12 protein-coding genes and 1 pseudogene are annotated in these 12,360 nt (G+C 62.1%); 9 read left to right on the forward strand and 4 right to left on the reverse strand.

From position 1 onward, the window contains the following. Positions 1 to 287: 287 nt before the first annotated feature. A complete protein-coding gene (locus CO667_RS14975) occupies positions 288 to 635 on the forward strand; it encodes a DMT family protein (protein ID WP_003560330.1) in 348 nt (115 codons plus the stop codon). Here the strand turns inward: CO667_RS14975 and CO667_RS35400 are convergent. After that, on the reverse strand, positions 619 to 822 hold the full coding sequence (locus tag CO667_RS35400; protein WP_179874141.1) for a hypothetical protein: 204 nt from the start codon (positions 820 to 822) through the stop codon (positions 619 to 621). The two genes, CO667_RS14975 and CO667_RS35400, sit on opposite strands and share 17 nt — an antisense overlap. Here CO667_RS35400 and CO667_RS14980 point away from each other — a divergent pair. Beyond that, positions 821 to 2,332: a DUF1800 domain-containing protein gene (locus tag CO667_RS14980; protein ID WP_097619108.1), complete on the forward strand. Its 1,512-nt coding sequence runs from the start codon at positions 821 to 823 to the stop codon at positions 2,330 to 2,332. The two genes, CO667_RS35400 and CO667_RS14980, sit on opposite strands and share 2 nt — an antisense overlap. Positions 2,333 to 2,344: 12 nt before the next feature. Continuing rightward, the gene (locus CO667_RS14985; protein ID WP_097619109.1) at positions 2,345 to 3,517 is read left to right on the forward strand and encodes a DUF1501 domain-containing protein; all 1,173 of its coding nucleotides are present in this window, start codon (positions 2,345 to 2,347) and stop codon (positions 3,515 to 3,517) included. Positions 3,518 to 3,853: 336 nt separating this feature from the next. Here CO667_RS14985 and CO667_RS14995 read toward each other — a convergent pair whose 3' ends face one another. Further along, positions 3,854 to 4,843, reverse strand: a complete 990-nt coding sequence (locus CO667_RS14995) for an aldo/keto reductase (protein WP_097619110.1) — start codon at positions 4,841 to 4,843, stop codon at positions 3,854 to 3,856. Positions 4,844 to 4,990: 147 nt separating this feature from the next. Between CO667_RS14995 and CO667_RS15000 the strand changes: the two genes are divergently transcribed. From CO667_RS15000 to CO667_RS15020, 5 genes and pseudogenes are all read left to right on the forward strand, one after another. Then, positions 4,991 to 5,890 carry a LysR family transcriptional regulator gene (locus tag CO667_RS15000; protein ID WP_097619111.1) on the forward strand — a complete coding sequence of 300 codons (900 nt, stop codon included), beginning with the start codon at positions 4,991 to 4,993 and terminating at the stop codon, positions 5,888 to 5,890. Positions 5,891 to 6,031: 141 nt separating this feature from the next. After that, positions 6,032 to 7,119: pseudogene (locus CO667_RS15005) on the forward strand (alpha/beta fold hydrolase). Positions 7,120 to 7,175: 56 nt separating this feature from the next. Beyond that, on the forward strand, positions 7,176 to 7,592 hold the full coding sequence (locus CO667_RS15010; protein ID WP_097619216.1) for a carboxymuconolactone decarboxylase family protein: 417 nt from the start codon (positions 7,176 to 7,178) through the stop codon (positions 7,590 to 7,592). A gap of 72 nt (positions 7,593 to 7,664) precedes the next feature. Continuing rightward, a complete protein-coding gene (locus CO667_RS15015) occupies positions 7,665 to 8,147 on the forward strand; it encodes a cytochrome P460 family protein (protein ID WP_097619112.1) in 483 nt (160 codons plus the stop codon). Positions 8,148 to 8,180: 33 nt separating this feature from the next. Beyond that, complete coding sequence (locus CO667_RS15020; protein ID WP_097619113.1) at positions 8,181 to 8,867, forward strand: DUF4405 domain-containing protein; 687 nt, start codon at positions 8,181 to 8,183, stop codon at positions 8,865 to 8,867. Positions 8,868 to 9,178: 311 nt separating this feature from the next. Here CO667_RS15020 and CO667_RS15025 read toward each other — a convergent pair whose 3' ends face one another. Then, a complete protein-coding gene (locus CO667_RS15025) occupies positions 9,179 to 9,766 on the reverse strand; it encodes a hypothetical protein (protein WP_097619114.1) in 588 nt (195 codons plus the stop codon). 22 nt (positions 9,767 to 9,788) lie between these two features. Next, positions 9,789 to 10,175 (reverse strand): acyl-CoA thioesterase, encoded by a 387-nt coding sequence (locus CO667_RS15030; protein ID WP_097615915.1) that lies wholly within the window; start codon positions 10,173 to 10,175, stop codon positions 9,789 to 9,791. 269 nt (positions 10,176 to 10,444) lie between these two features. Here CO667_RS15030 and CO667_RS15035 point away from each other — a divergent pair, with 269 nt between their 5' ends. After that, positions 10,445 to 12,265: a methyl-accepting chemotaxis protein gene (locus CO667_RS15035; protein ID WP_097619115.1), complete on the forward strand. Its 1,821-nt coding sequence runs from the start codon at positions 10,445 to 10,447 to the stop codon at positions 12,263 to 12,265. Positions 12,266 to 12,360: the final 95 nt, after the last annotated feature.

Consider the following 12,360-nt stretch of genomic DNA (forward strand, 5'->3'; position numbering starts at 1 on the left):
CCCCTATGTATCCGCGCAACCTAGTCCGGCAGGTTGATTCGTTTCAACAAGAAGTGGAAAAATGCACGGTCTTTTTGAGAGAAACGCCGTGCTCACGCTAAAGTCCGGTTTCGGTGCAATTTCTGCGCTAGGAAGGCGAACCGCCGCAGGACCTCCGTGCCATCCGCATCGTGTCCGTGGCGTGAGGTCGCACCCGTTCCGGGGCTTGCCGCCGGGCGGGGGCATGCTAGGTAAGGCCCGCCGGTATCTCGCCGGATCAGTTTTCCTTCACAGCCCCGAGTTAGCCCATGTCGTTTTCTCCCGCCGCCGTCTGGCCCGTCGTCATGCTGTTTGCTTCCAACATCTTCATGACCTTTGCCTGGTACGGGCATCTCAAGCATAAAAGCAGCGCCATCTTCCTGGCCATCATCGTCAGCTGGGGGATCGCATTCTTCGAATATTGCCTGGCGGTGCCGGCCAACCGTATCGGCTCGGCGGTCTATACGACGGCACAGTTGAAGACGATGCAGGAGGTGATCACGCTGATCGTCTTTTCCGGCTTCTCGATCTTCTGGCTCGGCGAGAACCTGACCTGGAACCACGCGATCGGCTTCGCCCTGATCGCGATCGGAGCATCCTTCATCTTCCGTGCATAAACTTCAGCCTTTTCAACAGATTACAAATCGTCCATGTCGCGATATCGCCGCATTTCCTACAGATTGCGGTCGCAATCGGCTGGCAGCCTGTCACCTCAAGCTTTTTGTTTTGCGCAATTCCGGGCGCAAAACCGCTGTGCACTTTTGCTGGAATTGCTTCAGCAGTGATCAGGAGGTGAACTGCCATGAGCCTGTCTTTCCCGACGATGGCGGCGATCCGGTTCGGCTATGGCTTGCGGCCGGGTGAGGCGCCGCCTGACAGCAAGGACGAGCTCATCGGCCAGCTGCGCGAGGCGGCGGCTGTGATGCCGGACTTTCCTCTCGGCGGCGCCGATATGCGCCACCGGGCGATCCTCAGCCTGCAGGCCCAGCTGAAGCAGATCCGGGAAGACGCCAAGACGGTGACCGACGACACGACGCAGCGCGAGATGCGCAAGGGCGTGCAGCGTCAGGCGCAGCAGCAGTTCCAGCACGATTCGAACCTGCGGCTGATGCAGGCGGTGCTGTCGCCCTACGGTTTCTATGAGCGGCTGGCGACCTTCTGGACCGATCATTTCTCCACCAGCGCCAATAAGAGCCTGCCGATGCGTCTCATCGTGCCGCTCTACGAGGCCGAGGCGATCCGGCCGTTCATTTCGGGCAGGTTCGGCGATCTGCTGCGCAGCGCCACCGCTCATCCCGCCATGCTGATCTATCTCGACCAGGCGGATTCGCTCGGGCCGGATTCGGCCGGCGGCATCAAGCGCAACAAGGGGCTGAACGAAAATCTCGGCCGCGAGCTGCTGGAACTGCACACGCTCGGCGCCGGCAGCGGTTACACCCAGGCGGATGTCACGGCGGCGGCCATGGTGCTGACGGGGCTCACCATCGACCGCAAGGAAATGGACATCGCCTTCCGGCCGAATATATCGGAGCCCGGCACGCATGCGGTGCTCGGCGTCAGCTATGGCGGGCGCAGGCGCTCGCGCGACGATTATCTCGATATGCTCGACGATCTCGCCGTCCATCCGAAAACGGCGGCGCATATCAGCCGCAAACTGGCGGTGCATTTCGTCTCCGACCAGCCCGACGAGGGCATGGTGTCCGATATGGCTGCGGCCTGGAAGAAGACGGATGGCGATCTCACGGCCGTCTATACCGCCATGCTCGACCATCCCGCCGCCTGGCGCGACGAGGGCGCCAAGGCGCGCCAGCCCTTCGATTATGTCGTTGCGGGTCTCAGGGCGTTGAATGCGGGGCCGGTCAACGGCGTCGTCGGCAGCTTCCTGGCGGCCAACCAGCAGGGCACTGAAGAGGGCGACATGGCGGCGAATACGCCTGGCATGGCAGGGGCGCCGGTGACGACGGATCCCGCCGACGAGGCAAGAGACAAGCGCCTCAAGGCCTTCCGGACGGCACGGGCGCTGGGCCAGGGCGCGTTGAAGCGCATGGGCCAGCCGACCTGGCTGCCGCCGAGCCCGGCCGGCTTCGAGGAAGGCTTTTCGGCCTGGATCACCGGCAGCCAACTCGCCGAGCGGCTGGCCTGGGCAAGGCGGGCCGCAGCGCAGTTCGGCCGCGACGAAGATCCGCGCGAATTTCTGAAATCGACGCTTGCCGATGCGGCGCGCGACGAGACGATCCGCGTGGTGTCGCAGGCGCCGAACAAGATCAGCGGGCTGACGCTGGTGCTGGCATCCCCCGAATTCAATCGCCGATAGGAGCGTCTGCCCATGAGCCAGATCCTGCTTTCCCGCCGCGGCTTTCTGACGTCGGCCTGCTGTCTTGCCGCCGCCCCCGCCTTCACGCCGGTCACTTTCGCGGCGATGCCGGGTGACAACCGCTTCGTCACCATCGTGCTGCGCGGCGCGATGGACGGGCTGGACCTTGTGCAGCCCTATGGCGATGCCGGTTTTGCCGCGCTCAGGCCAACCCTGGCGCTGACGCCGGATACCGGGCTTCTCGATCTCGATGGGCATTTCGGCCTCAATCCCGCCGCCGCCGAACTGATGCCGCTGTGGAAGAGCCGGGAGCTCGCCTTCGTGCATGCGGTGTCGACGCCCTATCGCGACCAGCGCAGCCATTTCGACGGGCAGGACATGCTGGAGTCAGGCGGCGAGCATGTCGCCGAGGAAAAGACCGGCTGGCTGAACCGGGCGCTCGCCGTCATTCCACGCTCGGATGCGCGCAGGGCGATCGACGTCAACACTTCGACAGAGCTGATCCTTTCCGGGCCGAACAATGTCGATGTCTGGGCCTCGGATTCCAATCTGGAGCCGGCGCGCGACGAGATGCAGTTCCTGGCGCGGCTCTATGCCGGCGATCCGCCGTTTGCCGCAGCACTCGCCGAGGCGACGCGGGCCGACACCGCTTCGATGATGATCGGGCCGGATGGCCAGCACGGTGAGAAGACCGCCGATCTGGCGGCGCTCGCCGGCAATATGTTGAAGGGCGACTACCGCATCGCCAGCTTCTCGATATCAGGCTGGGACACGCATATCGGCCAGGCCGGCCAGTTCAAGCGGCCGGTGCAGGACCTTGCGCAGGCGATCAACACGCTGAAGACCACGCTCGGGCCGGAGATCTGGGCAAAGACGGTGGTGCTTGCCATGACCGAATTCGGCCGCACTGTCCGCCAGAACGGCTCAGCCGGCACCGACCACGGCACCGGCGGCTGTGCGCTGCTATCAGGCGGCGCCATCAACGGCGGCCGCATTCTCGGCCGCTGGCCCGGCGTCGGTGACGGCCAGCTGCTCGACGACCGCGACCTGATGCCGACGGCGGATGTGCGCGAGGTGGCGGCGGCGATGCTTTATCGGCAGTTCGATGTGAGTGCGGATGATTTGACGGGGAAGATTTTCCCGGGGCTGGGGTTTGATAAGGGGTCGCAGTTTTTGAAAGTGTGAGGGGTGGGAGCAATCAATCTAGGAGCGATTGTTGCGTCGAACGGCTTGAGCTGGCAAAGGGCCGTGGAGGCACAACCTCTCCTCCGTCATTCCTGTGCTTGTCACAGGAATCCAGTGCGCCCAAGTCTTTGGGCGCGAGAGACCTTCTACACGGATAACAGTTATTCACGGCGCAGACGCGCCGTGGCTGGATTCCTGTGACGAGCACAGGAATGAGGAGAGGTAAGTGTCTGCCGCTGCCTGGCCTTTCGCTTGCGCTCAAGGCGTTCGTCGCTAAAGCCGCGAATGCGCTGAGCGTTAGCGAAGGGCAGGTCAGCGGCATCGATCGAGTCGACCCTACCGGCCGGTCATCTTCAGCGCTGCCTCGGGAAGCCGCTCGCCCTGAACCTCGATGCTGGCCAGGGCTGCGTCGATTTCGGCGAGGTCGTCGGGCAGGAGGTCGATGTCGACAGCCCCGAGATTCTCTTCCAGCCGATGCTGCTTCGTCGTTCCCGGGATCGGGACGATCCATGGTTTTTGGGCCAGCAGCCAGGAGAGGGCGATCTGCGCGGGTGTTGCGCCCTTGCGGTCGCCAATCCGTTTGATCAGGTCGACGAGCGCAAAATTGGCCTTGCGCGCCTCCGGTGAGAAGCGCGGTACGCTGTTGCGGAAATCGCTCGCATCGAACTTGGTGTTTTCGTCGATCTTGCCGGTGAGGAAGCCGGCGCCGAGCGGGCTGAAGGGCACGAAGCCGATGCCGAGTTCCTGCAGGGCCGGCAGCAGTTCCGCCTCGGGGCCGCGCCAGAAGAGTGAATATTCGCTCTGGACGGCCGTCACCTTCTGGACGGCATGGGCGCGGCGGATCGTCTGAACGCCGGCTTCGGACAGGCCGAAATGTCTAACCTTGCCGGCTGCGATCAAGTCCTTGACGGCGCCGGCCACATCTTCGATCGGCACGTCGGGATCGACGCGGTGCTGGTAGAACAGGTCTATGCGATCCGTCTTCAGGCGGCGCAGACAAGCATCGGCGACCGCCTTGACGTGCTCGGGGCGACTGTTGGTGCCGCCGCGGCGTTTGCCGGTCTGCAGATCGATATCGAAGCCGAATTTGGTGGCGATGACCAGCTGGTCGCGGATCGGTGCAAGCGCCTTGCCGACAAGCTCTTCATTGACGAAAGGGCCATAGGCTTCGGCCGTGTCGAACAAGGTCACGCCCAGCTGATGGGCGGTGCGCATCAATCTGATCATCTCGCCTTCGTCGGCAGGCGGGCCGTAAGCTGAGCTCATGCTCATGCAGCCGAGACCGAGGGCTGAGACTTCGAGATCGCCGATATTGCGTGTTTTCATGGTCGTGTCCGTTCGTGGCTTTGTGTGAGGGTGAGGGCGCCGGCTCAGTATCGCCGGCCGGCCAGTCGAGTTGACGTGAACTTAATCCTCATGGCAGCTTTCGATAAGATGTTGTAATGCGCATAGACCTATAAGGCGGACTAATGAATGCCCCAGGACAACAACTTCAACGACCTCGTCGCCTTTCTCACGGTCGCCAGAGAACGTAGCTTCACCAAGGCGGCCGCCAAGCTCGGCGTATCGCAATCGGCGTTGAGCCAGACGGTGCGCGGCCTCGAAGAGAAGCTTGGGCTTCGCCTTTTGACCCGCACGACCAGAAGTGTGTCGCCGACACAGGCAGGAGAACGCCTGCTGGAACGGGTCGGGCCGAGATTTGAAGAAATCCAGTTCGAGATCGCCGCCTTAAGCGAAATGCGCGAGCGGCCGGCCGGCACCATTCGCATCACGGCAGGCGAGCATCCTGCGATTTCCGTTCTCGCCCCGGCATTGGCGCGGTTTCTTCCTCATAATCCTGATATCAAGGTCGAGGTGATCGTCGACTACGGCCTGACCGACATCGTCGCCGAGCGCTACGACGCCGGCATCCGGCTCGGCGAGCATCTGGCAAAGGACATGATCGCGGTCCGGATCGGTCCCGAAATATGCATGGCAGTTGTTGGAGCGCCCTCTTATTTCGAGCACCATCCGCGCCCTGATATCCCGCAGGATCTGACGGCTCACAACTGCATCAACATGCGGCTGCCGACACACGGATCGATATATCCCTGGGAATTCGAGAAGGATGGACGTGAACTGCGCGTCCGTGTCGAGGGCCAGACGGTGTTCAACAACATCGCCATGCGGATCGGCGCCGCGCTGGACGGGCTGGGACTGGCCTACATGCCTGAGGACCAGGTTCAGTCCTACATTGAAGACGGGCGGCTGATCCGGGTTCTCAAGGACTGGTGCCAGCCTTTCCCAGGATACCATCTCTACTATCCGAACAGGCGGCATGCATCTCCCGCCTTCACCCTGTTCGTCGATGCGCTACGCTATAGAGGAAAGTAGTGCCGATTTTATTCCATCACGGCTTATCAACAGCTTGTGATTAATTAGTCCGCCTAATAGACCCTAGCTGTCCGAGGCGTCTAATCCTTTCGGTCCGATGCCGTTACCTTCTCGCCATCTGAAACGAAGCGAGACGCCGACATGCGATATGGATTGTCCAACACCCTGGCCGCATTGCTGCTTGCCTCGGCGCAGCTTGCCGCGACATTGGCGACGGCTGCCGATGCGGTAAAGCCTGAGCCGTTGGTCATCCAGGAGCAAGGCAGTTTTGCCGTCGGGGGAACGAGTACGTCAGCGCCTGGAGCCTTCGATCCGCTGAAACCTCTCGATCCAGCAGGCCAGACCTATCACGGCGATCATGCCTTTGCCTTCTATCAGGTGCCGGTGAACCCGCGCCGCTACCCGATCGTGATGTGGCACGGTGCGGGGCAATTCTCCAAGACCTGGGAGACGACGCCCGACGGCCGCGAAGGCTTCCAGAACATCTTCCTGCGTCGAGGCTTCTCCACCTATCTCGTCGACCAGCCGCGCCGGGGCGGCGCCGGACGGAGCATGGCCGAGACGACAGTGAAGCCGACCCCGGACGAGCAGCTCTGGTTCAACCAGTTTCGCGTCGGCATCTGGCCGAGCTATTTCGACGGCGTGCAATTCTCCCGTGATCCGGAAGCGCTGAACCAGTATTTTCGGGCGATGACGCCGAATACCGGGCCGTTCGACATGGAGGTCGTGTCAAATGCGGTGGCAAAGCTGTTCGAAAAGATCGGCCCGGGCATCCTCTTCACCCACTCGCAGGGCGGCGGACCCGGCTGGCTGACGGCCATCAAGAGCGATAGGGTCAAGGCCATCGTCGCCTTCGAACCCGGCAGCGGCTTCGTGTTCCCGGCAGGCGAGGTCCCCGCCGACATGCCGAGCGCCTTCGATACGCTGAAGGGCGTGCCGGTGCCAATGGACGATTTTCTCAAGCTGACGAAGATTCCGATCGTCATCTATTACGGGACAACATTCCAGATCAGCCGACGACGATGCCGGCGCAAGACAGCTGGCGGGTGCGCCTGGCAATGGCTCGCCTGTGGCGGGACACGGTGAACAGGCATGGCGGCGATGTCACCGTCGTGCACCTGCCGGAGATCGGCATCCGCGGCAACACCCACTTCGCGTTCTCCGACCTGAACAACGTAGAGATCGCCGATCTGGTCTCGACGTTTCTCCGCGAGAAGAAGCTCGATTGATCCCCGCGAATTCTTCGCGGCATCCGCCTGATCCTGAAAATTATGAGGCGAAATCCATGAAACATCTGTTGGGAAACCTAATGCTGTCGGCCAGCATGGTGCTGGCCGCGCTGCCCGGCGTCGCCAACGCTCAGACACCGGCCGAAGGCGACGACAAGTCCAGCCGCTCGCGCGCCCAGCAGCTGATGGGCGCCACCGCGCCGAAGCTGGCCGAACTGACCGACGATGTGCTTTACGGCGATATATGGGAGCGCCCCCAGCTGTCGAAACGGGACCGCAGCCTCATCACCGTTGCCGCGCTGATCGCTATAAACCGGCCCGACCAACTCAGGTCCCATCTCAGCATCGCCCGCCAGAACGGCGTGACCGAGGACGAGCTGATCGAGACGATCACCCATCTTGCCTTCTATGCCGGCTGGCCGAATGCGGTCTCCGCCGTCGCCATCGCGAAAGACGTTTTCGCAAGTGAATGAGACGAGCGGCCTTCCGCTTCTGCCGGAGCCGCTCGCCCGAACATTTTTCGTACAAAAACAGGAAAGACATCCATGCGTCATCTCCTCCAACGCATTCCCATTCTCTTTGCCGTGGCCGGCACAGTTATTCTCGTCGGCTGGCAAGTCGACGCCGAGCCGAACCGGACGACGCTGCCCGAATTGGCAGGCCTCGTTCACTATGCGACCGTCAGGCGCGGCAACGTGACCGAGCACATCATGACGACGAACGAAGCTATCCAGGCCGTGAAGAACGGGCAGCCTGTTCCCGCGGGCACGCACTTCGTGCTGGTCGATTACCGCGACGGGGAAATCTATCGCACCTTCGTCATGGAAAAGGGTTCCGGCTGGGGCGGCGACTATGACGAAGACCGTCGTACCGGCGACTGGCAGTTCCAATGGTTCAAGCCGGATGGCAGCGTCAACATGGCCGAAAACACGGCGCGATGCCAGTCCTGTCATTCGTCCAGAGCTGACGAAGACTTCCTCTATACCCTCGATGCTCTCAAGGAATTTAACGGAGCCGTCATTGACTAGGCCGGATCGAATCTCCGGCGAGGGCGTCGCATCGTGAGTCCTTTTTTCGTGATCCGCCTCCTGCTCGACTTCACCGCCGCCGGGCTGCTTTTGGCCGCGCTCGCCTACTGGTGGCTCGACAATACCTCGCATGAGCTGATCGGCACCGGCATGTTCATCCTTCTCCTATCGCACAACGTCTTTAACAGGCGGTGGTGGGCGAGGCTTCTTAAGGCGGCGCGCGGCAAGCCGAGTTTTCTGACAATCGCGTCGAATATCTCGATTGCCCTGGCGATATCAGCTTTGCTGGTGACCAGCGTGCTGATTTCCCGCACCGCGTTTGCGTTCTTTCCCTTGAGCGGCGGGCCGACGGCGCGGGAAATTCACATCCTTGCGGCCTATTGGGCGTTCATCCTCGCAGCCGTCCATCTCGGCCTTCACTGGTCGATGATCATGGCTGTCATCGGCAGGCTTTTGCGGGTCGGTGGCCCGAACGCGATCAGGACCGCTGTCCTTCGAGGGATCGCAGGCGCGATAGTGGCGTGCGGTATCCACGGCATGCTCGTCATGGGAATCGGGGATAGGCTCGTGGGCCGGCCGTCGATCGATTTTTGGGACTTTCAGGAATCGACCGCGGGCTTCTTTTTGCATCACATCGCGATCCTCGGGGCGTGCGCGTGCGCTGCGCATTATGCAGCGGTGTGGCTTCGATGGGGGCGTGCGGCGCTCGGCCTTTTGTGACAGCACTGTACGAAGGGGTGGAAGGCGGGCACACGGACCAGCCTTCATGGTGAGGAGGCCCGAAGGGCCGTCTCGAACCACGGGGGCGGGTGGCTGGGCGCCACGCCGGCATCCGCATTTGCGAAGCGGGTGGCCAGCCCCGTCCTTCGACGCCCCTGCGGGGCTCCTCAGGATGAGGCTGGAGAGAGGGCGCGGGCTTGAGGTAAGGGTTTGTGGAGTTTGTGGCTGCCCGGCCCTTCGCTTGGGCTCAGGGCGTTCGTCGCTGCAATCGATTCACTGGATCGATTGCTCGGGCTTCGCCCGACCGCTCCTCACCCCAGCACATCATAAAGCCGGAAGATGAAACTCACCTGGTAGACCAGGTTGGCGATGATGAAGACCGTGTGGAAGCGGCGGTTGGGGGTCCAGGCGGCGATGGCGCAGAGGATGATGTAGACGATATTGCGGGCGGGATATTCCCAGCCGAGCGAGAGGATGCGCGCATGGCCCTTGATCGCCGTGTCGAGGATATCGATGGCGTAGGTGAGGCCGAGGACGCCGAAGAACCATTTGCGCCGCGAGATGAAATATTCCTCGTAGCCGCCATACTCGTCGAGGCTCGCCGGAAAGAGCAGGGCGCAGAGCAGGAAGAACAGGCTGCAGAAGCAGACGAGGAAGAGATAGATGCCGAAGCCGATCGCAGGTACAGCCTGCAGGCGGTATTCCCACCACCAGATATGGATGATGAACAGGAACAGCGACAGCGCCCAACCGAGATGGACGGGGTAGACCTTCGCCTTGCCGGGATGCTGGACGATGCCGGCAACGCCGGTCAGCAGCCTCGCCAGTGAGAGGCTGACGACCATGCCCATCACCACCTTGATGTGAAGAAAGACCTCCGGCGAGCTGACCGTTTCCATGCCGTCGATCCCCCCCCGCCTGTCACTCCTCGGGGACTTGCTTCGGTTTGCCCTCTTCGTCGAGCGCCACCATGATGAAGGTGCCGGCCGTGACCTTTTCCATCTTGGCGTAACGCGAGCGATGCGCCCAGGCTTCGACGATCAGCGTGATCGAGGTGCGGCCGACACGCTCGACATCGGTATAGACCGACAGCGTGTCGCCGATCTTGACCGGCAGTTCGAAGGCCATTTCCTTGACTGCGGCGGTGACGACGCGGCCTTTGGCGCGCTCGGCGGCGCGGATGCCGGAGGCAAGGTCCATCTGCGCCATGACCCAGCCGCCGAAGATATCGCCGGCCGGATTGGCATCGCCGGGCATGGCAAGCGTGCGCAGCGTCAGTTCGCCTCTCGGCTTGGCGGTGTCGGTCATGGAAGGTTCCCTCAATATCCGGATACGATTCTGCAGCCAAGGTTAGGCGAACTCCGTGTCCGCACCAATCCTTTTTGCTGATTGCCGGCGGCGGTGGAAATATGGCAGCTCACGCCGATTTAAATCTCCTTCAATTTCAGTCGGTTGAATTTTGCAGTCGTTGTCTCACCTAACGTTATGTGAGGTTGCTCTAATTTAACTTTACCGTCCGGTAATTCAGCTGTTCCAGTATGTGACGGATTGCAAATGTAAGAATCGCCGGGAAGCTCATGCGCAACGTCAAGATTTCCACCCGCCTTTACTGCCTCGTCGGCTTCACGCTTGCCGTGCTTGCGGCGACCATGGTCTTCTTTCTGAACTATTCCTATTCCGAGCTGCAAGCGGAGCGGAAGGCGGGGCTGGAGAAGATGGAGGCGACGGCGCTCGGTATCTTCGACAAATATTACAAGATGGAGCAGGCGGGCGTGATGACCCGCGAGCAGGCGCAGGCAGCGGCCAAGGACGTGATCGGTGCGATGCGCTATGGCACGGACGGTTACTTCTGGATCAACGACATGCGTCCCGCCATGGTGATGCACCCCATCAAGCCGCAGTTGAACGGCACCGACATCTCGCAGATGAAGGACCCGAACGGCAAGTTCCTGTTCGTCGAATTCGTCAACAAGGTCAAGAAGGACGGCAAGGGCTTCGTCGATTATTATTGGCCGAAGCCGGGCGCCGATGAGCCGGTTCTCAAATATTCCTATGTTGCCGGTTTCGAGCCCTGGGGCTGGATCGTCGGCACCGGCGTTTACGCCGATGACCTTGCCGCGCTCTATCGCCAGAATGCGATCTGGGCGGCGGTCCTCTGCCTGCTTGGCGCGGCCGCCACGGTTGCCATCGCATATGCCATCGTGCGCAGCGTGACGGCGCCGATCGCCCGGCTGAAGACGGCGATGAATGCGATTGCGGAAGAAGAAGCATCGGTGGAAATCGCCGGCAGCGAGTGCCGCGACGAGATCGGCCAGATGGCCAAGGCGCTGCTGGTGCTGCGCGATTCCGTCGACGAGCGCAGCGCGTTGCGCGGACGGGAAGACGAACGGCAGCAGCAGATCGAAGAAGAACGCCGCGGCAACGAGGCAAGCCTGCGTTCGGCTTCCGAGCGGCAGACCCGTGCGATGCAGGCGATCGGCGTCGGCCTGGAGAAGCTCGCAGGCGGCGACCTGACGGTTGCGATCGGCGATATCGGCGAGGATTACGCCAAGCTCAGGGGCGATTTCAACGCCGCCGTCGATGCGCTGAACGGCGTCATCCATGCAATCGCCGAATCGAGCCATGTCGTCAACGAAAGTGCTTCCGATATCAGCGAGGCGACCGGCAATCTGTCGAAGCGGACGGAACAGCAGGCGGCGGCTCTCGAAGAGACGGCGGCAGCGCTCGACGAGATCACCGCGACGGTCAAAACGGCATCCGAGCGGGCGAACGAGGCGCGCGAGATGGTGGCCGAAACCAAAGCGAGCGCCGGCCGCTCCGGCGATATCGTCCGCAATGCGGTAACGGCGATGGGCCGGATCGAGGAATCGTCGAGCCGCATCAACCAGATCATCTCGGTGATCGACGAGATCGCCTTCCAGACGAACCTGCTGGCGCTGAATGCCGGGGTCGAGGCGGCGCGGGCAGGTGAGGCGGGCCGCGGCTTTGCGGTCGTCGCCCAGGAAGTGCGCGAACTCGCCCAGCGTTCGGCCAATGCGGCCAAGGAGATCAAGGAACTGATCAGCCGCTCGGCGGCGGAAGTCGAGGGCGGGGTGGCACTGGTGCGCTCGACCGGCGACGCGCTGCTGGAGATCGAGTCGCTGGTCAATAAGGTCAACGACCACGTCGCCTCGATTGCGACGGCGGCGCGCGAACAGTCGACGGGGCTCAACGAGATCAATGGTTCCGTCAACCATATGGACCAGATGACGCAGCAGAATGCGGCCATGGTCGAGGAGACGACGGCGGCAAGCCGCACACTCGCCGATGAGAGCACCCAGCTGAAGACGCTGCTTTCGAACTTCCGCCTGCGTGGGGCAGGGCAATCGCTTGAAGCCCGATACACACGGGCAGCGTGAGTTAAAGACAGATGAAACGACAGATGAAAGGCCGCGGAAGCGGCCTTTTTCATTTCCGTCGCGTTCAGATTGTGCCGGTAAGTTTTCGTTCACCG

Source organism: Rhizobium sp. L43 (assembly GCF_002531725.1).
Lineage (GTDB): Bacteria > Pseudomonadota > Alphaproteobacteria > Rhizobiales > Rhizobiaceae > Rhizobium.